The organism is Parasediminibacterium paludis, assembly GCF_042651445.1.
Taxonomy (GTDB): Bacteria; Bacteroidota; Bacteroidia; order Chitinophagales; family Chitinophagaceae; genus Parasediminibacterium; species Parasediminibacterium paludis.
In genome coordinates this window covers 338,337-358,882 of the sequence record NZ_JBHSDC010000022.1, presented here as the reverse complement: position 1 = coordinate 358,882, position 20,546 = coordinate 338,337, and the positions used below count along the sequence as shown (strand labels likewise).

General features: G+C 37.2%; 17 protein-coding genes. 8 read left to right on the top strand and 9 right to left on the bottom strand.

The window, feature by feature from the left end; all coding sequences use genetic code 11:
• Window positions 1-60: 60 nt before the first annotated feature.
• The 4 genes from ACFOW1_RS11860 (at window position 61) to ACFOW1_RS11845 (ending at window position 4,383) form a co-directional block, all read left to right on the top strand.
• On the top strand, window positions 61-1,050 hold the full coding sequence (locus ACFOW1_RS11860; protein WP_379014501.1) for a beta-ketoacyl-ACP synthase III: 990 nt from the start codon (window positions 61-63) through the stop codon (window positions 1,048-1,050).
• A 257-nt stretch (window positions 1,051-1,307) separates the two neighbouring features.
• Window positions 1,308-1,886: an OmpH family outer membrane protein gene (locus tag ACFOW1_RS11855; RefSeq protein WP_379014499.1), complete on the top strand. Its 579-nt coding sequence runs from the start codon at window positions 1,308-1,310 to the stop codon at window positions 1,884-1,886.
• A gap of 71 nt (window positions 1,887-1,957) precedes the next feature.
• Window positions 1,958-3,394, top strand: a complete 1,437-nt coding sequence (locus ACFOW1_RS11850; protein ID WP_379014498.1) for an APC family permease — start codon at window positions 1,958-1,960, stop codon at window positions 3,392-3,394.
• Window positions 3,395-3,396: 2 nt separating this feature from the next.
• Window positions 3,397-4,383, top strand: coding sequence for a bifunctional heptose 7-phosphate kinase/heptose 1-phosphate adenyltransferase (locus ACFOW1_RS11845; protein ID WP_379014497.1), 987 nt, complete (start codon window positions 3,397-3,399; stop codon window positions 4,381-4,383).
• Between the two features lie 42 nt (window positions 4,384-4,425).
• Here the strand turns inward: ACFOW1_RS11845 and ACFOW1_RS11840 are convergent, their stop codons facing one another.
• The 4 genes from ACFOW1_RS11840 to ACFOW1_RS11825 form a co-directional block, all read right to left on the bottom strand.
• Entirely contained in the window at window positions 4,426-5,346 is a 921-nt protein-coding gene (locus ACFOW1_RS11840) for an alpha/beta hydrolase (protein WP_379014496.1), read from the bottom strand.
• Between the two features lie 111 nt (window positions 5,347-5,457).
• Window positions 5,458-6,120, bottom strand: coding sequence for a GDSL-type esterase/lipase family protein (locus ACFOW1_RS11835; protein WP_379014495.1), 663 nt, complete (start codon window positions 6,118-6,120; stop codon window positions 5,458-5,460).
• 156 nt (window positions 6,121-6,276) lie between these two features.
• Entirely contained in the window at window positions 6,277-6,732 is a 456-nt protein-coding gene (locus ACFOW1_RS11830) for a YhcH/YjgK/YiaL family protein (RefSeq protein WP_379014494.1), read from the bottom strand.
• A gap of 311 nt (window positions 6,733-7,043) precedes the next feature.
• Window positions 7,044-8,069: a PfkB family carbohydrate kinase gene (locus ACFOW1_RS11825; protein WP_379014493.1), complete on the bottom strand. Its 1,026-nt coding sequence runs from the start codon at window positions 8,067-8,069 to the stop codon at window positions 7,044-7,046.
• Window positions 8,070-8,318: 249 nt separating this feature from the next.
• Between ACFOW1_RS11825 and eda the strand changes: the two genes are divergently transcribed.
• Window positions 8,319-8,981, top strand: a complete 663-nt coding sequence (gene eda, locus ACFOW1_RS11820; protein ID WP_379014492.1) for a bifunctional 4-hydroxy-2-oxoglutarate aldolase/2-dehydro-3-deoxy-phosphogluconate aldolase — start codon at window positions 8,319-8,321, stop codon at window positions 8,979-8,981.
• Between the two features lie 72 nt (window positions 8,982-9,053).
• On the opposite strand, the gene ACFOW1_RS11815 is transcribed toward eda, so the two are convergent.
• Window positions 9,054-9,737 carry a hypothetical protein gene (locus ACFOW1_RS11815; protein WP_379014491.1) on the bottom strand — a complete coding sequence of 228 codons (684 nt, stop codon included), beginning with the start codon at window positions 9,735-9,737 and terminating at the stop codon, window positions 9,054-9,056.
• A 329-nt stretch (window positions 9,738-10,066) separates the two neighbouring features.
• Here ACFOW1_RS11815 and rpoB point away from each other — a divergent pair, with 329 nt between their 5' ends.
• A complete protein-coding gene (rpoB, locus tag ACFOW1_RS11810; RefSeq protein ID WP_379014490.1) occupies window positions 10,067-13,870 on the top strand; it encodes a DNA-directed RNA polymerase subunit beta in 3,804 nt (1,267 codons plus the stop codon).
• Window positions 13,871-13,958: 88 nt separating this feature from the next.
• On the opposite strand, the gene ACFOW1_RS11805 is transcribed toward rpoB, so the two are convergent.
• On the bottom strand, window positions 13,959-14,612 hold the full coding sequence (locus ACFOW1_RS11805; RefSeq protein ID WP_379014488.1) for an NAD(P)H-binding protein: 654 nt from the start codon (window positions 14,610-14,612) through the stop codon (window positions 13,959-13,961).
• A 163-nt stretch (window positions 14,613-14,775) separates the two neighbouring features.
• Here ACFOW1_RS11805 and ACFOW1_RS11800 point away from each other — a divergent pair, with 163 nt between their 5' ends.
• On the top strand, window positions 14,776-15,972 hold the full coding sequence (locus tag ACFOW1_RS11800; RefSeq protein WP_379014487.1) for a hypothetical protein: 1,197 nt from the start codon (window positions 14,776-14,778) through the stop codon (window positions 15,970-15,972).
• A 198-nt stretch (window positions 15,973-16,170) separates the two neighbouring features.
• Here ACFOW1_RS11800 and ACFOW1_RS11795 read toward each other — a convergent pair whose 3' ends face one another.
• Window positions 16,171-18,129 carry a Rieske 2Fe-2S domain-containing protein gene (locus ACFOW1_RS11795; protein WP_379014486.1) on the bottom strand — a complete coding sequence of 653 codons (1,959 nt, stop codon included), beginning with the start codon at window positions 18,127-18,129 and terminating at the stop codon, window positions 16,171-16,173.
• Between the two features lie 130 nt (window positions 18,130-18,259).
• Here ACFOW1_RS11795 and ACFOW1_RS11790 point away from each other — a divergent pair, with 130 nt between their 5' ends.
• Entirely contained in the window at window positions 18,260-18,415 is a 156-nt protein-coding gene (locus tag ACFOW1_RS11790) for a hypothetical protein (RefSeq protein ID WP_379014485.1), read from the top strand.
• Between the two features lie 12 nt (window positions 18,416-18,427).
• Here ACFOW1_RS11790 and ACFOW1_RS11785 read toward each other — a convergent pair whose 3' ends face one another.
• Both ACFOW1_RS11785 and ACFOW1_RS11780 read right to left on the bottom strand, forming a co-directional pair.
• Entirely contained in the window at window positions 18,428-19,192 is a 765-nt protein-coding gene (locus ACFOW1_RS11785) for an aquaporin (protein WP_379014484.1), read from the bottom strand.
• Window positions 19,193-19,222: 30 nt separating this feature from the next.
• Window positions 19,223-20,545 (bottom strand): alpha/beta hydrolase, encoded by a 1,323-nt coding sequence (locus ACFOW1_RS11780; RefSeq protein ID WP_379014483.1) that lies wholly within the window; start codon window positions 20,543-20,545, stop codon window positions 19,223-19,225.
• Between the last annotated feature and the right edge of the window lies 1 nt (window position 20,546).

The following is a 20,546-nucleotide window of genomic DNA, read 5'->3' as shown; positions in this document are numbered from 1 at the left end:
TTAAAAGAGAGGCAATAACCGTACTTTCGCCCGACGTTTTTAAAAAACTGATGAATCAATATGACTAAAATTACAGCTGCCATTACGGCTATTGGTGGATATGTACCTGAGACGAAATTGACGAATTTTGACCTAGAGAAAATGGTAGCAACCAACGACGAATGGATCAGAACAAGAACTGGCATTTCGGAAAGACGCATTTTAAACACACCGGGGGCTGCTACTAGCGATCTTGCTGTGCCTGCGGTTTTAGAAATTTTACGAAAGAAAAACTTAGACCCAAAAGACATTGATTGTATTATTTGCGCAACGGTTACACCAGATATGATGTTTCCTTCAACGGCAAATATTATCGGCGATAAAGTAGGCGCCAGCAATGCTTTTGGCTTTGACTTAAGTGCTGCTTGCAGTGGTTTTTTATTTTCACTTACCACAGGTGCTAGTTTTATAGAAAGTGGTAGGTATAAAAAAGTATTGGTGGTTGGTGCCGATAAAATGAGCGCCATAGTAGATTATACAGATAGAAATACCTGTATTTTATTTGGTGATGGCGCAGGTGCCGTATTACTCGAAGCCAATACAGAAGGCTACGGCGTACAAGACAGCTTATTAAAAAGCGATGGTAGTGGTAAAGATTTATTGCATATGAAAGGTGGTGGTTCTCTCCGCCCTGCAAGTGTAGAAACGGTGCTAGCAAAAGAGCATTTTATTCACCAAGAAGGTACGCAAGTATTTAAGTTTGCTGTAAAAGGTATGGCAGATGTTAGTGCCGAATTGCTAGAAAGAAATGGCCTTACAGGTGACGATATTGCATGGCTAGTTCCACATCAAGCCAATTTAAGAATTATTGATGCAACTGCTGATAGATTGGGTTTATCTAAAGACAAAGTGATGGTAAACATTAGCCGATATGGCAATACTACTGCAGCTACCATCCCACTTTGCTTGTGGGATTGGCAAGACCAACTTCAAAAGGGTGACAATCTTGTTTTTGCCGCTTTTGGGGGTGGCTTTACTTGGGGCGCTACTTTAATTAAATGGGGTTTTTAAACGTCTGAACGGGGATTCTGGAAGATTTTCAGGATTGGGAGGATTAGTATTCTGTGATATATTCCTACAAACCGCTTCATCCTACGAAATCCAGGTTCAGACAAATGAATTAACAATTTCTAATCTTATTTTGCCATTATTTTTACAATCCTAAAATTGGCGTCACAAGTTATAAAACAATGGCGTTGAGTGGTATAACGAACCATTGCGATTCTTTTAAATATTTTGCGTTCATAAAAAACAATTAAACAAAACACATGAAAAATTTTACAATTGGTTTAAATGCGGCTTTGGTGATTGCGGTAGCTGTATTATTTTATTTACAATTTTCAAATAAAAAAACGGTAGCTACTGCGCCTGCTACTGTGGCAAATAATAGCTTTAAAATTGCCTATTTTGAAAGTGACTCGTTGGAAACTGGTTTTGAATACTACAAAGAAGTAAGCAAAGAATTAGCTGCATCTGAACAACAAAAAAGAAGCGATTTATTGTCACAAAGAAATGCCTACATAGAAAAAGTAAAAGAATACCAAGCTAAAGGCCAAAGCATGACACAAATGGAAGCTGCTAAAGCCAACCAAGATGTTGAAGAACGCCAAAAAGCTATACAATCAAACGAACAACAAAAAAGCCAAGAAATTCAAGATGAACGTTTTAAAAAACTATTAGACGTTAAGAAGAAAATTGAAGACTATTTAAAAGAATACAACAAAAACAAAACCTACGCTTTTATCTTGTCTAGTTCTAGCGAATTAATGTATTACAAAGACAGTGCTTACGATATTACCAAAGACCTAATTAAAGGACTGAACGAAAAATACCCTAAGAAAAAATAGTACATCCACACCAAATTATTATCTTTCAATCCCATCCAAACTAACAGGATGGGATTTTTAATGAGAAGCTTATGAGTACTACCAACTTTAAACCCACTTTAGGTTTAGTAGATGCCACAATGATTGTTGCTGGCAGCATGATTGGATCGGGGATTTTTATTGTAAGTGCAGATATTACACGTAATGTGGGCAGTGCAGGCTGGTTAATTGCCGTATGGTTAATTACTGGGTTTATGACCTTAATTGCAGCCCTTAGCTATGGCGAATTAAGTGCGATGTTTCCTAAAGCAGGTGGCCAATACGTGTATTTAAAAGAAGCTTATAATCCTTTGGTGGGCTTTCTATACGGTTGGAGTTTTTTCTCAGTTATTCAAACTGGTACCATTGCCGCGGTAGGCGTTGCTTTCTCTAAATTTTTGGCCTATTTAATACCAGAGTTAGGTAATAACTATTTCTTGTTTCATTTTGGGAACTTTCAGATTTCATCGGGCCAATTGGTGGCTATATTCATCATCATTTTACTCACTTATATTAATTCACGTGGGGTAAAGGAAGGTAAGTTTATACAAACCCTATTTACGTCTGCCAAACTACTGGCTTTGCTAGGCCTAATTGTGTTTGGTTTTATCTTGGTAAAACATAGTTATTGGACAGAAAACTGGCATACAGGCTTTGTATCTACCAAAGCAACAGCAGCTAATGCAGCCGAAACACTTAGCATTGCCAATGTATCATGGATGGGTATTTCTGGTAGTGCTTTATTAGGTGCTATTGCAGCGAGTATGGTAGGTAGTATTTTTAGTAGCGATGCATGGAACAATGTCACGTTTATTGCTGGCGAAATGAAAAACCCACAACGCAATATTGGCTTGAGTTTATTCTTAGGTACCCTGATTGTAACCACTATTTACATCTCAGTAAACTTGATGTACTTAAACGTGTTGCCACTAAACGAGATTGCTTTTGCCAAAGACGACCGTGTAGCTGTAACGGCTGCCAATGCTATCTTTCCGTCGTTTGGTACTACCTTAATTGCCTTGCTGATAATGGTATCTACTTTTGGCTGTAACAATGGTTTAATATTAGCTGGTGCAAGGGTATATTATACTATGGCAAATGACGGTTTGTTTTTTAAAAGAGCAAGTACTTTAAACAAAAATGCTGTACCTGAATGGGCTTTATGGGCGCAATGTGTAGTAGCATCTATTTTATGTTTGAGTGGCAAGTATGGCGACTTGCTAGATATGATTTCGTTTGTGGTAGTATTGTTCTACATTCTTACCATTCTGGGCATCTTTATTTTGCGTAAAAAATTACCAAATGCTGAGCGACCTTACAAGGCATTTGGCTACCCTATATTACCCGCTTTGTACATGCTCATGGGAGCTGCATTTTGTACCTTACTCATCATTTACAAACCACAATACACTTGGCCGGGCTTAATCATTGTGTTAATCGGGATTCCTTTGTATTACATTGCGGTCGCAAATAAAAAGCAAGCAGCTTAGTTATGAATTTTGAGCAGTTATTCGAGGCTTTTAAGGGTAAAAAAGTAGCCGTTGTAGGCGATGTGATGCTAGATACGTATTGGTGGGGCCATGTAGAGCGCATTTCACCCGAAGCACCTGTACCTGTGGTAGCCGTTGATACCAAAGAATACCGTATTGGCGGGGCTGGTAATGTGGCTTTAAACACGGTGGCTTTGGGTGCGCAAACCTTTATTATCTCCGTAATTGGTGCCGATACAAATGGTGACACCTTAACCAAACTCTACCAAGAACAACATATTAATACCCAATATTTATTAGCCTCAACCGATAGAATAACCACCAATAAAATACGCATCATTAGCCGTAACCAACAAATGATGCGCTTGGATGAAGAATTAACCACCGATATTTCTACTGATTTGCAAGCACAAGTACTGCAACAAGTAGAACTGTGCATTGCCAACGATAAACCCGATGTGGTCATATTTGAAGACTACAATAAGGGTGTATTAACCGAAGGTTTAATAACCCAATTAATTGCTTTGTGCCAAGCTAATGGCATTGTAACCACGGTAGACCCTAAGCGCAAAAACTTTTTTGCCTACAAAGGGGTAGATATGTTTAAACCCAACTTGAAAGAAGTAAAAGAAGGGTTAAATATTAGCCTTGAAGCCGTAAATACCACTACTTTAAGCGAGATACACACACAGTTACAAGCCCATTTGCAGCACCATATCTCGTTTATAACATTATCAGAAAAAGGCGTGTTTTACAAAGACGCTACCGAAGCCAATATCATCCCTACACACATCCGCAATATAGCCGATGTAAGCGGCGCTGGCGATACCGTCATTGCTGTAGCCTCGCTAGTATACGCTACCACCAACAATATGAACCTTGCAGCCGAAATAGCCAATATTGCAGGTGGCTTAGTATGCGAAGAAGTGGGGACTGCAGCTATAAACAAGCAGAAGTTATTGAAAGAATGTGCATTGTTATTGAACTAAAAAAGCTTTAAATTTTTACTGTTTCTAAAAAATGTTTGATCGTCATTTACCCAACAAAAACAGTAAAGGCACGTCTAAACGTTTGTTCCAGCTTCGTTCGCTGTGGTCTGCACCTAAGTACTCTTTAGTAAGCCAATTAGCATCGGTGTAGCCTTTCTGCTGCATAATGCTATCTACTTGTGATTGAAAGGGTTTGTATAAGGCATCTAAAGTGACAGTGCCATAATCAAAATATATTTTATGATCCTTTGGAGAGGGCAAATGGTCACGCAAATAGGCCATAAAAGTAGCTGGTATCGGGTTATTATCTGCACGAAAAATACCTGTCCAGTGGGTAGATAAACAAGCTGCACCACCAAATACTTGTGGATACTCACAAATGGCATACATAGAAATTAAACCACCCATGCTGCTACCTGCAATAAATGTGTTGGCTCTATCTTTTAAAGTAGCAAAATGGCTGTCAATAAAGGGTTTCAGCTCTTTTACGATGAATTTTAAGTAATTATCAGATTGTATGGTATCGGCAAACAAAGGCTGCGTAGCACCTCTTGTCGCTTTATAAATAGAATCTTGCTGTGCTTGCGTAAGCGACTTAAAAGGCTTCTGCGGAAAATACTCGCTGTGGCGCTTGGCTTCGCCGTTGTAAATACCCACCACAATGCAGTCCTTTATTTGATGGCTTTGCAGCAGTTGGCTAGCTACTTTATCTACTTGCCAGGCTTGGTGGTTCCACATAATGCTAGAATCGAATAGGGCTTTACCATCGTGCATGTACAGCACTGCATATTCTTTGCTATTGCTATACCCTTCTGGTAGCCATACATCTATATTTCTTGCACCAACATATTTTGAAGGCATTTGGTCATAATGCTTAATAGTACCTGCTACCACTTTGGGTACTTGTGCCATTGCTATTTGTTGTAAAAAGCTTGTTAATAGTAACATGAAAACTAGGCGCATAGTATCATCATTTATTAGCAAAAGTAATTGTGTAAATAATACACAACAAGAATAACCTTCTATTATTCTTGAGAATAAAAAGTAGGCTAACATGAGTGATGTTAGCCTATCCTATTTAACCAAATATGGCGCAATCTCCTTTTGCCAAATGGCATAACCCGCTGGCTTCATATGTAAACGATCGCTTATATACAATTCTTCACGCATCTGCCCATTATCGTCTAACATTGGCTTGTACACATCAATAAAAGACGCATTGGACTGCCTTTTTATAAAGGCTTTTATCAGTGCATTAGCTGCTTTTACTTTATCTTGAATACTTGTGCGTACAGGGCTGGGTTTTATAGACACATAACTGATTGTCGTGCTAGGCAAATTGGTACGTATGATACCGAATAGTGTTTTTACCCTGTTCAATACTTCGGCTGCTGAAATACTATCTGGCGAAGCCAAATCGTTTTCACCGCAGTAAATCACTACTTGTTTTGGCTGATATGGCAAAATAATATCGTAAGCATAGCGAATCACATCTACCAAAGTAGAACCGCCAAAACCTCGGTTGATAATGGGGTATTCAGGGAAATACGCATTCACGTCTTTCCATTTTGTAAACGATGAACTGCCTACGAATACAATGCAATGCTGTTGGGGTAATTGCAGCGAATCTTGCTTTTTAAAAGCAACAATCTCTTGCCAAAAAGCAGGGGTGCTTTGAGCTTGCAATACATTTTGAAAAAAGACAAATAAGACAATTAAAAGGATTAATTTTTTCATATTTACTGGCATATTTTAAAGTTGTTAAACGAATATCGGGTTTATAATTGGCGGCAGCAAATAGAGACATCATTCATAAAAAATCCCCCAACCTTAAAAGATTGAGGGATTTGAGATATCACTATTGACTTTTCTCCATTGACTATTCACCATTCATTAAATCTGCACTTTCATCACCAATTTTTTAATTGGTTGGTCGTTTACAGCAATCATAGGGGCATGTACATCTTCTGGAAAAAAAATAGCGAATTGGTTATCGGTTAAATTGAAATACATATCTGGTGCATCGTTGTAAAATACAACATCTTTTTCAGGGTTATACTCGCCCCTTTGAGAAGCGCAAGTGCTACGCGGTTTCCAACCGATGGTTTCGTTGCCACGAATACATAATTGAATATCGATATTCTTGTTATGACACTCGAACTTAGCAATGGAATCGGCCGCAGGCATGCCAGCTTTGTCAGACACGATGGCTTTTAAACCTTCTGCAATGTCTGTCTTACCTATTTCTAATTCTGCAAGGTTTTGAGATTTGATGTACTTAAATGCTTTTGCAAATAATGGGTGAATGCTGGTGTATTTGTCAGCATTGGCAAGTGTATCTACTATCATGATTTAAAATTTGAGATTTGTAATTTGAAATTATTGATCTGATGTTAAAGTTATTGGCTAAAGCCAATAACTTTAATTTGTTTTAACCCAAGGCTTAAGCCTTGGGTTATTGCTAAAACATAGCTTGGCTTTAGTCAAATAAATTGGTATAATATGTGGCAACTGCTGATAGTTGAATTGAACGTTGCAGTGTGCGACGCAACGGATGCTCAATTGAAAGGCTACAGCTGGTTACCAAAGAAAAAAATCCGCCTAAGCAAAAGGCTTGACGGATTTTAATTAGCATATCATCGAATTATCACATTATCGAATTAACGTTGTACACGGCCGCTACCATCACCTTTTACTAGTTCTTTTACTTCGCTTAGGGTTGCGTGGTTAAGGTCACCTGGAATAGTGTGCTTTAACGCAGAAGCAGCAACACCAAATTCAGCAGCATCAGCCATTGGCATACCTGTAACTAGACCATAGATAAGACCACTTGCAAAGCTATCGCCACTACCTACGCGGTCTACGATACGAACTTTGTATTCTTTAGTGTGGTAGAAATCTGTACCATCGTACACAAGAGCGCTCCAACCATTGTCAGAAGCACTGTAGCTTTCACGTAAAGAAGAAGCGATGAATTTGAAACCAAATTTCGCTTTCATTTGTGCAAAGATGTCTTTGAAACCATCAAGGTTTAATTCACCTTTGGTAACATCGGTATTTGCAGCTTTAAAGCCTAAGCATAAATCAGCATCTTCTTCGTTACCAATACATACGTCTACAAACTCGCAAAGCTCAGTCATTACCACTCTTGCTTTTTCTTTAGTCCATAATTTTTTACGGAAATTTAAGTCAATAGAGGTAGTGATACCTTTTGCTTTGGCAGCTTTTAAAGCAGCTAAAGTTAAAGCAGCCGCTTTATCGCTTAATGCTGGTGTGATACCAGTGGTGTGAAACCACTCAGCACCATCAAATATTTTATCCCAATCAAATTCGCTAGCATCAACATCGGCAATGGAAGCACCTGCACGGTCGTACACAACCTGAGAAGCGCGCATAGAAGCACCAGTTTCTAAGAAATAGATACCTAAACGGTCGCCACCACGGGCTACGAATTGTGTATCTACACCATAGCGGCGCAAGTGATTGATAGCAGCTTGGCCAATAGGATTGTTAGGTACTTTAGAAACGAACGTTCCGTTTAAACCATAGTTGCATAATGCAGCAGATACGTTGGCTTCGCCACCACCATAAGTGATATCGAAAGTATCGGCCTGTACAAAACGTTTGAAATCTGGCGTTGATAAACGCAACATGATTTCACCAAGAGTCACAACTTTTTTAGACATAATCGTTAGTTGATTTTTGTGTGGTAAGATGAATAATGAGTGATTCTTTTATTGACGATTATTTCACAAATCGAATTTCAAAATTATTGCGCAAAAACGCATATTAGCAACAAAATCTACGTATTCGTTTGCATAGAAAAGTCTTTTAAAATTGTAAAAACTGACCTTCTTTTGTTAAGTAATTAAGGCATCCAAAGCCTTGTATGTACGTATTATAACTGCATTTTTTCATGATTAAATACAAACCATATGAGTAAAAAAGTAGACATTTTAAATGCTATTAAAGAACAAGGTATTTTGCCATTATTCTTTAATAAGGATACAGAAGTAAGCCTAGAAGTATTAAGAGCTTTGTACCGTGCGGGCGTAAAAACTGTAGAATATACCAACAGAGGAGAAGCGGCTTTAGCCAACTTTAAAGAATTACGCAAGCTGGTAGATGCTGAAATGCCAAGTTTTTACTTGGGTATTGGCACCATTAAAAATGCTGCGCAAGCAGAAGCATTTATTGAAGCAGGTGCAGATTATATCATTTCTCCGGGCTTAATACCTGAAGTAGCTGCGGTGGCTGATAAAGCTGATATTTTGTGGGTACCGGGCGCTATGACACCATCAGAAATTATTGCTGCAGAAAACCTAGGCGCAAAATTTGTAAAATTATTCCCAGGTAATTTATTAGGACCAGATTTTATGAGTTCAATTAAAGAATTGTTCCCGGCTATGATATTTATGCCTACAGGCGGTGTAGATACTACCAAAGAAAACATTAGCGCTTGGTTTAAATCGGGCGTAAGTGCGGTAGGAATGGGTAGTAAATTATTGAGCAAAGCTTTATTAGAAGCAAAAGATTACGCTACTATCGAATCGGCCACTAAAGAAGTATTGGCAACTGTGAAAGCGGTAAGAGGTTAATCTTATACAAAATAAAAATAATAAAAATGAGTTAAGCGCTTTGCTTAACCCATTTTTATTGTAGTAATGTGATTAAAATTTAAAGGATAAACCGCCGTGTAGGATGTATTTACCATACCCACCTTCTACGAAAAAGCCAGTATTTTTACTTACATTAAATTTAGCCCCAATGCCAATTTGATAAGCCAAATCGGGAAGTGCTACTGGCGGATAGACAGTATTACCAGAGCCATCTGTAAAATTTTGACTCCAAGAATTAATACCAATAGCCGTTCTTATATAGGGCGTCACCGCTTTGCTAGCTGGTATATAGCGCACAAAATTGATCATATAACTCCAATTGTCTAAAGCCCCATTCAAAGACGGCGAGGTAGGGTTATTATAGCTATAATATGGCATTTTTACAGTGCCATGGGTTACAAGCAAACCAATACTCGTTGTTGGATTAAATTGATAATCGATAGCACCTGTAAATGGTCCAGACTGTGAAGCAGTACCTTTGTAATAATTAAAATAATCTGGCAATTGTAGTTTATCTAAATTAGGAAACCCATAGCCCACCGATACAATGACCACTGGTTTAAATTTAGGTTGATTTTTTTTGGGTGAATTCGGTCTCGGTCTTGGTGCACCATATCCATATCTAGCGCCGCCGCCAAATCGCCCGCCAAACCTGCCGCCAATAAAAACTTGGGATTCAGCACTTGTAACACAGCCTACAACTAAACACATTAATAATAAATACTTTAATTTCATAGAAAACAGTTTAAAGCATTAGATACCAAGTTGACAAGAAAGTTTGATTAGGAAATCGTTAAAATAAACTTATAAAAAGCAGCACCGAGGAAAAACAACTAGCTATGATTAATCTTTTCCACAATCGAAACGATGGCTTAAAATTTGTTTTTTGTGTTTCATTGCTTTCCTTACCTTTGCCGTCCCTTATTTTAAGGCTAATTAGCACAATTGTTTATAAACTTTGGCCAATTTCTGTTTATAAACCATTCATTTTCAAAGCTTAAGCAAGCTATTATCTTTAATGGATAGTGGTTTATTTTTTAGACAAAACCGGTGTACAAAATACTATGTCAACAACAACTTTGAACAACAGGGTAAATTTCGGTAAGACTAAGCACCTAGCTGACACGCCCGACTTATTAGACATTCAGTTACAATCCTTCAGAGAGTTTTTTCAGTTAGAGACAACGCCAGATAAGCGTAATGTTGAGGGTTTGTTCCGTGTGTTTAAAGACAACTTTCCTATCACTGATACAAGAAATATCTTCGTATTAGAGTTCTTAGATTATTTCATTGATCCACCACGTTATTCTATTGAGGAATGTATGGAGCGTGGATTGACATACGCCGTGCCATTAAAAGCTAAATTACGTTTAAGCTGTAATGATGAAGAGCATGTGGATTTTCAAACCATTGTACAGGATGTATTTTTAGGTAATATTCCTTACATGACACCACGTGGTACTTTCGTAGTAAATGGTGCTGAGCGTGTGGTAGTATCCCAATTACACCGTTCACCTGGTGTATTCTTTGGCCAATCTACCCACCCAAATGGTACTAAAATTTACTCAGCGAGAGTAATTCCTTTCAAGGGTGCTTGGATGGAATTTGCTACTGACATTAATAATGTCATGTATGCCTACATCGATCGTAAGAAAAAGTTTCCTGTAACGACTTTATTGCGTTCTATTGGCTTTGAAACAGATAAAGATATTCTTGAGCTTTTTGGTATGGCCGATGAGGTAAAAGCTGAAAAAAGCGAATTAGAAAAACATATTGGCAAAAAACTAGCCGCTCGTGTATTAAGAACATGGGTGGAGGATTTCGTAGATGAAGATACCGGTGAGGTGGTTTCTATTGAGCGTAACGAAATTGTAATGGAGCGTGACAGCATTTTAGATGCTGATAGTGTAGATACGATTATTGAAATGGAAATCAAAAGCATTTTCTTGCAGAGAGAAGATGTTGGTGGAGACTACGCCATTATTTATAATACGTTAAATAAAGATACTTCAAACAGTGAGTTAGAAGCGGTTCAGCATATTTATCGCCAATTGCGTGGTGCAGATGCCCCTGATAACGAAACGGCTCGTGGTATTATTGATAAATTATTTTTTAGTGATAAACGTTACGATTTAGGCGAAGTTGGTCGTTATAAAATCAATGGTAAACTTGGTTTAGATTATCCGTTAACTAAGAAAGTATTAACCAAGCAAGATATTATTGAAATTGTTAAATACTTGGTACGCTTAACCAATGCGAAAGCCGAGATTGACGATATTGATCACCTAAGCAACCGTCGTGTACGTACTGTGGGTGAGCAATTGTACGCACAGTTTGGTGTCGGTTTAGCACGTATGGCACGTACCATTCGCGAACGTATGAACGTTCGTGATAACGAGGTATTTACCCCAGTAGATTTGATTAATGCCAGAACATTATCTTCAGTAATCAACTCATTCTTTGGTACATCTCAATTATCACAGTTCCTTGACCAAACCAATCCATTATCTGAAATCACGCACAAACGTCGTATTTCTGCGCTAGGGCCTGGTGGTTTAAGTAGAGAGAGAGCTGGTTTTGAGGTGCGTGACGTACACTATTCTCACTACGGTCGTTTATGTACTATCGAAACACCAGAAGGACCAAACATTGGTTTGATTTCTACCCTTTGCGTACACGCCAAGATTAACGATATGGGCTTCATTGAAACCCCATACCGTAAAGTAGAAAATGGTAAAGTAAACGTAAACGAACTATTATATCTAAGCGCGGAAGCGGAAGAAAATGTAAAAGTTGCACAATCTAACTCTCCTATCGATGATGCTGGTAATTTATTAGCAGAGAAAGTAGTATCAAGAGATACTGGCGACTTCCCAATCTTAGATAGAGCTGAAGTAGAATATATGGACGTTGCACCTAACCAAATTGTGGGTTTAAGTGCGTCTTTAATTCCTTTCTTAGAGCATGATGATGCCAACCGTGCCTTGATGGGTTCAAACATGCAACGTCAGGCGGTACCATTGATTAGAATGGAAGTACCAATTGTGGGTACTGGTTTAGAAGGTCGTGCTGCTCGTGATGCACGTATTCAAGTGCATGCAGAAGGTACAGGTGTTGTAGAATTTGTTGATGCGAATGAAATCCATGTTCGTTACGATAGAAATGATTTAGATCGTTTGGTATCGTTTGAAGATGATTTGATTGTATATAAACTAACGAAGTTCATTAAAACCAACCAAGCTACTTGTATCAACTTGCGTCCTGCTGTTAAAAAAGGACAAAAAGTGGTAAAAGGCGATTTCTTAACCGAAGGTTATGCCACTAAAGACGGTGAATTGGCCTTGGGTAGAAACTTGGTAGTTGCGTTCATGCCTTGGAAAGGTTACAACTTCGAGGATGCGATTGTAATCAACGAGAAAGTAGCAAGAGAAGATATGTTTACTTCTGTTCATATTGATGAATATGAACTAGAAGTACGTGATACTAAATTGGGTGAAGAAGAATTAACGCCAGATATTCCTAACGTTTCTGAAGAAGCTACTAAAGATTTAGATGAGCATGGTATCATCAGAATTGGAGCTACAATTAAAGAAGGTGATATCTTAATTGGTAAAATTACACCTAAAGGTGAAAGTGACCCTACACCTGAAGAGAAATTACTACGTGCCATTTTTGGTGATAAAGCTGGTGATGCTAAAGATGCATCATTAAAAGCACCAAATGGTACAGAAGGTGTGGTTATTGATAAGAAATTATTCCAACGTGCTAAAAAGGATAAGAATACAAAAGTTAAAGAAAAAGCACAGTTAGAAAAAGTAGAAAAAGCGCACCAAGCTGTTGTTGAAGAAGTTAAAGAACAATTGTTGAGCAAATTACAAACCTTGTTAAAAGACAAAACTTCACAAGGTGTTACCAACAATTTTGGCGAAAGCTTAATTGGTAAAGGTGCTAAGTTTAACTACAAAAACTTATCATCTATTGATTATGCTACTGTAAATCCATTAGGTTGGACAGGTGACGAGGAAACAGACAACTATATAAACGTTTTGTTGCATAACTACACCATCAAGTATAACGAAGAGTTAGGTAGATACAAAAGAGAGAAATTCAATATTTCTATTGGTGACGAATTACCAGCAGGTGTATTGAAACTAGCTAAAGTATACCTTGCTGTAAAACGTAAGTTGAAAGTGGGTGATAAAATGGCGGGTCGCCACGGAAATAAAGGTATTGTTGCGAAAATTGTTCGTGCAGAAGATATGCCTTTCATGGAAGATGGTACACCAGTTGACATCGTATTGAACCCATTGGGCGTACCTTCTCGTATGAACTTAGGTCAGATTTACGAAACTATCCTTGGTTGGACAGGTTTGAAATTAGGTATGAAATTCGCAACGCCAATTTTTGATGGTGCTAGCACTACCGAAATTGAAGAGTTGTGTGTGAAAGCTGGTATTCCACGTAATGGTCACACTTACTTGTATGATGGTGAAACAGGTGATCGTTTCCACCAAAAAGCAACTGTAGGTGTTATTTATATGATTAAATTACACCACATGGTTGATGATAAAATGCACGCTCGTTCTATTGGGCCGTACAGCTTAATCACGCAACAACCATTAGGTGGTAAGGCACAGTTTGGTGGTCAGCGTTTTGGTGAGATGGAGGTTTGGGCATTGGAAGCATACGGTGCTGCTAACATCTTACAAGAATTATTAACCTTGAAATCTGATGATATTATTGGCCGTGCAAAAACCTATGAGGCAATTGTTAAGGGCGAAAATATCCCAAGACCAGGTGTTCCTGAATCATTCAATGTATTGGTACATGAATTAAGAGGTTTAGGTTTAGATCTTAAATTCGAATAAGAGATACTCTAATTTCTGTAAAACATAAAGCCACTCTAAAATAATATTTAGAGTGGCTTTTTAATGACTAGAACTTTTTATAACTTATTCACAATTTAAATATCTCGCCCAACCGATAATAACACAGCTTTTGGTCTCGCTTATTCAAAGCCACTTTTATCATTTTCGACGCCAATACCGCTACAGGCATTGGTGTTTGAGATGTTAGTAAACCAAATCCGTTTAGCCAATGTATTAGCTTAACAGACCACTGTTCCATTGTACGTCCATCATTTACGAATCGCTCTAAAATACCCGGCTGAAAAATATGTACACTATTAAAGCCTAAGTTGATAAACATAGCTTCCAACTCACCCTTCATTCTTGGATAAAAGAAAGGGGATTTGCCATTGGCACCATAAGCAGACAATAAAATAGCAGTAGATACACCATTGGCTACAGCTGCCTTGGCAATATTGTATTGGTAAGTAACATCTACCTTGTACTGTGCGGCTTTACTACCTGCTTGCTTTAACGTAGTACCCATGGAACTAAATAACACATCGCCAGTAATAAGGTGCTGCCATGCGTTGATAGCATCAAAGTCTACTACATAAGTTTCAAGTTTTGGATGTACCAATGCAGTATTTTTTCTTACAAATATTTTGACGGCAGATATACTATTGTCATCTAATAACTGCGACACCAATTGCTTACCCGTAGCGCCTGTAGCACCTATCACGACTGCTATTGTCTTTATCATACTAAAATTAATACTGAAAGTAGACATTTATCTGCAATTGTATCCCAGATCGCAGATAAACTATTGATTACAAAATGGTAATATCAAAACATAGCGAATTAACACTTATCTTTATTCTTACCATAAATTTTTATATGGCGCATTGATTTAAAAAGAGAGACCTATGATTCCTGCAATGAGGCAGTGGTTTAACACAGCATTTACCGAAGATACATACAATCACTATTTGGCGCAGCTAGATACCAAACATCCTGGCGCTATTTCGTTTAGGGTAGCAGAAACACCGCTATTTATAGACAAAGCATTTACCAATAAAATTTTAGAAGCCTGCGAAGCCATTGTAGATGTCATTGTTCAACCCAATTTTTATGCGCTTACAAAAAAATCAGTACCAGCAGCAGTTAAAGTGCCTAATGGTACAAAATTCTCAAACTTTATCGCTTTCGACTTTGGTATTTGTGAAAACGAAGCAGGCGAATTAGAACCTCAATTAATAGAAATGCAGGGCTTCCCTAGCTTATTTGCTTTTCAAGTGTGGCAAGAAGAAGTGGCTACCAAATGTTGGGATATTCCTAGCCATTACTCAACCTATTTGAATGGTTTTGACCAAGCATCGTATATCGCTTTACTCAAAGAGATTATTTTGGGTAATCATGCAGCAGAACATGTGATTTTGCTAGAAATATTACCACATAAGCAAAAAACAAAAATTGACTTTTACTGCACAGAAGACTATGTAGGTATTAAAACCGTTTGTCTTACAGAATTAATTCAAGAAGGTACGCAATTGTTTTACCTACTTGATGGCGTAAAAACACCTGTAAAGCGTATTTATAATCGTATCATTTTCGATGATTTGCAACAGCAATCGGCAGATATACAAACCAAAGGCAAATTATTGTTAGAAGATTTAGATGTAGAATGGGTACCACATCCAAACTGGTTTTATAAAATAAGCAAATACACGCTTCCATTTATTAGGCATAAATATGTGCCAGAAACAAGATTTTTGGATGAGATAGACACCCTGCCAACAGACCTTGAAAATTATGTATTGAAGCCTTTATTCTCATTTGCAGGGCAAGGCGTGGTGATAGATATAACGCCAGCAGATATTGCAGCAGTAACAGAGCCACATAACTGGATTTTACAGAAAAAAGTAAAGTATGCCTATGTAATTGTTACACCAAACGAGCCTGCTAAAGCCGAAATACGTATTTTTTATTTCTGGAAAGATGGCGAACCTAGACCCATTGCTACCAATAATTTGGCAAGATTAAGTAAGGGTAAAATGATAGGTGTACGCTATAATGCAGATAAAGATTGGGTGGGCGGTACATTGGCTTATTTTGAGCGATAAATGCCCTTATAGCACCACCGTTACCGATTATCAAGAATTTCATATACTATTTAACATTCATGTTTTAAAGGTATTTGTTTCTAGTTAATGTTTTTTATTTCTAATTATATTTTCAATGATTACCATAAAACAATTTTAGTATTATTTATTCAGCGTTTTATTGTGAAAGCGTTTTTAGAACTAGTAACTAGTGGTAATTTATTGTTTCACAGTGAGCCTTACTAGATCATTTGGAATCGTAACTTTTAACACTTTCCAATTATCGATTGTAAATAATTTACCAGTTAATGTTACTGGTTCTGCCACAGCGTAGCCAATTTTAGTATTTATTTTTTCGCCATTTTCTTCTATAATAACGACATAGGCATTTTTACCATTAGCATCTTTGTAATGGAGCATAGGCATGATTCCGCCTTCAATGCATCTGATTGCACAAGAACGGTGCGGCTTACCAAAGCCTGGATTCATGGCACCAAAATAACACTTAGGATCAATAATTTCACCCGTTAACGCTACTTTACCTATATATCGAATATTTGGCACTGGTATGTAGGTATTGGTAAGCAATGAAGAAATAGGTGCTTTATCGCTATTTAACAAAATGGCTTCATGACTAGCATTATACTTAGGACTACAGCAAATGCTATCTTTCTCGGTATGGCTATGGGTATTGCCGCAAGCAATTGATAACTCGCCATTACTTAGTTGCAGTAATTGTACCCCATCACTTTCTAAAAGTACCCCTTCAATTTGCACTAAGGGGTCTTTACCGTGCCTTTTCATAAAAAATTCTACTGCATTTACCGCCCCAAATTTCCAAGTATTGAATAAGGGATAAGTTTTTACAATAGGATTACCATAAATATCCTTACCCTGTACGGTACGTAATGCGGGAAAAGGATTCGCAATTAATTGACCTTCAAATTTTGTTGCATTATCTGCAAAATAAGAGGTGGCAATATGTGATTGGTTAAATGATATAATCAATACACATAATAATATTATACAAACAATTACAACGCTAGCCTTTTTGGCAAATATGCTAAAAACCTTATTCGCAACTGGTTGCCAACCAATGTAAAATGGTTGTTCTTTGGTTATAAGCGCAGGTTCCATATATGCTATATTTGGAATAATCGTCGGCGCAATAAAAGTACCTTCTGGTAATGGATGAGGGTCTATCCAAACAATATTATCTATTATTTTAGTGTGATAGGTAGCAATTTTTTCGGTAAAAGGTGCTGGCGCACAACCATTTGCAGGCTCGTATTGGTAGCCATGCCATGGGCATGTGATGCAACCATCAATAATTTTGCCTTCGCCCAAGGGACCATTTTGGTGCTTACACACATTATGTACAGCACTAATTTTATTGTCATATTTGAAAACGGCAATTCTTTCACCATTTGCAAAAATCATTTTTGCTTTATTATTATCAATTTCAGTAACCGCAGCCACTTTTATCCATCCTTCAACTTCTGTTTTTTGCCTATTATCAAAGCGGTACTCTTTATAAGCCGCATAAACGTGTAAGATGCCAAGCCATAAGACACCCAATAAAAGCATCACAAAATATATAGGCGCACTTTCTAATTGCAAAACACCCAATAATATATGTAAAATCAATAAGCCATATGCTAGGTATACCAATAGGTGTAGGGTTTTCCAAATACGTGGCGATAAAACCGATAGCCAAAAATCGTGGCTAGTGAATGCCATGAGCATTAGTATTAGATATGCTACAAAGCCAAGCGTTTGAAATGGAAAATAAATAAATGAATTATAATGCGTATTACTAACAAATAAAGATATCAAAGGATGCAAATTACCATTACCGTGAAATTGTAAGATGCTGAAAAAAGCGTGTACGCTTGCCATTAAAAACATGGTTACGCCCAAATGACGTCTATTGTACAACAATACTAAAAACTTACTATTTAATCTAGATAATGGCCCTATTGATAAAATAACGTGCAGCATAATGATAGCCAAGGTTCCAAAGGAACGAATCAGCATTGTTTCAAAAGTAAGTGTGGGAAATAAAAGAATATTAATGGTAAAATAGGTGATCAAGTATAGCAAAATTGCCGATATGAAAACAATATCATACCATTTTTTTTGTTTATTCCAAAGTATTGCCTGAAAACTTGCACTCATAAAAAATATTAGGAAGTTAATAATGTACAGCACGCAACCAAAAGGTTACAATAATTAATATAGGTAATAGTACTAATAATAATATCCAAATGATAAAATGTTTTTGTCTTAGCGGTTTAATCATGGCTGTTTGATAATTTTAATCAACAAATATGGCCAAAGCATGATAGATGCTGGCAATAGTAATAGTTTTAACCCAATGCCGCCACCTTTTGTACTATGGTGGATTTTTTCAGCACCCCAAACAACGAAAAAAAGACCAAAGCAAACACCACAAAATATATAAATATATAAGCAATCAATCACTATCATATTTTTTTATTTTAATTTTAGAAGCAGATAGTCGCTTAAAAAGTATGGCTGCCGACATCATTCCAACAATAGGACAAAGCATATAAATCCAAAAAGCGGTATAAATGCCAGATGGAAAAGCCGTGGCAAAACTGCGTGCAGGGTTCATGCCAAAGCCACTAACAGGGCCTGCCAAAACCACATAAATATATACCAAAAGAGCGGCAAATATTTTGGTAAATTTTTTTAAGCCACTGTTTGATACATGTAGTACCATTGTAATCATAATAAACCCAATACCTATTTCGCAAATGGCAGCTTTCCAATTGGAAATACCTTTACCAGGTACTGTAACTACATAATTTACAGGCGCATCTGTTAACGTGTGCTTCATTAAAAAACCCATGATATATACTGCCAATACACCCCCTGTAAATTGTGAGATTATATAAAAGAAGCAATTTAATCGGCTTAAATTACCCAAATAATATTGCACCAAACTCACGGCTGGATTAATATGTGAACCTGAAGGGGCAGTTAAGGGTGAATAAAATATAATAATCGCTGTTAAGCTCATGGCCAAACCCATCACTAAATTTTTACCCATACTAGTTGGAAAATGAATATTTAAAAAAGCGCCCTGATGCCATAGTTGCCCCGCAAAAAAACAGCAGGAACACATAAATATGGCCAGCCCAAGTGCTTCCATTAAATAAAGCCGATAGTTTTTTTTGAATGTTTCTGTATTATACTTAACATCTAAATGCCACATATGAAAAGGTACTTTTAAAAGTCGATGATTTTACCGAAGGTGAATATTTTTGGTAATTATTTTTCCGCTTTTTAAATAACATTTATAGATAAAAGAGCCTTTCCAATGCGGTTGTAATGCTATTATATTGCAAATAGACGCTTCTTTGTGTAAGATAATTTTTCCATAAGCATTTAGTAATTCAAATTTTTCGTAATCAATTGTAATGGACAATTCGGCTTTTTCTGAATTATAGATGACGCATTGTTCTGCTTTTACTACTGGTAAATCCATTTGTTCTTCAAATAAAAACCGCACAGCTTTGTCAAATTCCAATGCCCAAAAACTTTCTGAATGCTGCCCCCATTCAAAAAAATCTAAATTAATTTTGTCTTCAAAGTAGTTATTGTCTATCAATGTATTATACATAGCCAAGGTATCTGGTATAATAGTTTCGTTTTCTTGACCACCAGCAAGTAATACCAATTTTTGTATATAATTGAAAGGTTGGTTAGCCGCAAATTCATAGATTTCCTCGCACCACCAAAATGCAGGACTAAATACGCCCACTTTGCCAAATACCTCGCCATACTGTAAAGCAGCATACATAGAAATCAAGCCGCCCATAGAGCTACCCATAATGCAAGTATTTTGAGCATCTGCTAAGGTTTTAAATTGCTGATCAACCATTGGCTTTAGCGTATTCACAATAAAATCTATGTATTTTTTTCCTTCACCACCGCCACGGGTTTTGTGGGGCCAAGGCGAATATTCAGCATGTCTGAATTCATTGCCATGTTCTACTGCAATGATAATGCACGACCAACCGGTTTTTTCATAAATATTATTAAGCGCTTCTGGTACTTCCCACTTACCATAAGGGGAAGGAATGCCATCAAATACATTCTGCGCATCATGCATATATATAACAGGAAAAGAACAGTTTTCATGATAATTTGGTGGCAAATACAACCATACATTTCTGGTTCTTTCTAACTGCGGCATATAAAAATCTTTTAACCACAATGTTGCCTTTGGTATGACCGGTTTTGACACTAGCGCTGGAACATCTTTCCAATTATGAATAGTTGCAATGTAAACAGCTTGTTCACTTGCTTTGTTCCATTCTCGATTAGCCAATACTTTGTTGTTGATGTCTGTTTCCTCAGTTTGCCAGCTACCCCTCGTAAATTTGAAAGCGATTTCATCTAGTACATTGGTAAGCTTTAATATATAATAGCCACTTTCAATTTCTTTTTGAAACTGAAAATCTTCGTCATTAGATTTCCATTGGTTAATATTACTTGCCAAATAAATACTTGGCATAACGGGCACATCAGGAACATTTGTAATAATAATGGTAAGTGATGGCATG

Excerpts from the sequence above, each read along its gene's own strand:
- ACFOW1_RS11860 (WP_379014501.1), top strand. The coding sequence starts at position 61 with ATGACTAAAATTACAGCTGCCATTACGGCTATTGGTGGATATGTACCT.
- ACFOW1_RS11845 (WP_379014497.1), top strand. The coding sequence starts at position 3,397 with ATGAATTTTGAGCAGTTATTCGAGGCTTTTAAGGGTAAAAAAGTAGCC.
- ACFOW1_RS11795 (WP_379014486.1), bottom strand. The coding sequence starts at position 18,129 with ATGAGTGCAAGTTTTCAGGCAATACTTTGGAATAAACAAAAAAAATGG.
- ACFOW1_RS11855 (WP_379014499.1), top strand. The coding sequence starts at position 1,308 with ATGAAAAATTTTACAATTGGTTTAAATGCGGCTTTGGTGATTGCGGTA.
- ACFOW1_RS11800 (WP_379014487.1), top strand. The coding sequence starts at position 14,776 with ATGATTCCTGCAATGAGGCAGTGGTTTAACACAGCATTTACCGAAGAT.
- ACFOW1_RS11825 (WP_379014493.1), bottom strand. The coding sequence starts at position 8,069 with ATGTCTAAAAAAGTTGTGACTCTTGGTGAAATCATGTTGCGTTTATCA.
- ACFOW1_RS11780 (WP_379014483.1), bottom strand. The coding sequence starts at position 20,545 with ATGCCATCACTTACCATTATTATTACAAATGTTCCTGATGTGCCCGTT.
- ACFOW1_RS11840 (WP_379014496.1), bottom strand. The coding sequence starts at position 5,346 with ATGCGCCTAGTTTTCATGTTACTATTAACAAGCTTTTTACAACAAATA.
- ACFOW1_RS11835 (WP_379014495.1), bottom strand. The coding sequence starts at position 6,120 with ATGAAAAAATTAATCCTTTTAATTGTCTTATTTGTCTTTTTTCAAAAT.
- rpoB (WP_379014490.1), top strand. The coding sequence starts at position 10,067 with ATGTCAACAACAACTTTGAACAACAGGGTAAATTTCGGTAAGACTAAG.
- ACFOW1_RS11805 (WP_379014488.1), bottom strand. The coding sequence starts at position 14,612 with ATGATAAAGACAATAGCAGTCGTGATAGGTGCTACAGGCGCTACGGGT.
- eda (WP_379014492.1), top strand. The coding sequence starts at position 8,319 with ATGAGTAAAAAAGTAGACATTTTAAATGCTATTAAAGAACAAGGTATT.
- ACFOW1_RS11815 (WP_379014491.1), bottom strand. The coding sequence starts at position 9,737 with ATGAAATTAAAGTATTTATTATTAATGTGTTTAGTTGTAGGCTGTGTT.
- ACFOW1_RS11830 (WP_379014494.1), bottom strand. The coding sequence starts at position 6,732 with ATGATAGTAGATACACTTGCCAATGCTGACAAATACACCAGCATTCAC.
- ACFOW1_RS11850 (WP_379014498.1), top strand. The coding sequence starts at position 1,958 with ATGAGTACTACCAACTTTAAACCCACTTTAGGTTTAGTAGATGCCACA.
- ACFOW1_RS11785 (WP_379014484.1), bottom strand. The coding sequence starts at position 19,192 with ATGTGGCATTTAGATGTTAAGTATAATACAGAAACATTCAAAAAAAAC.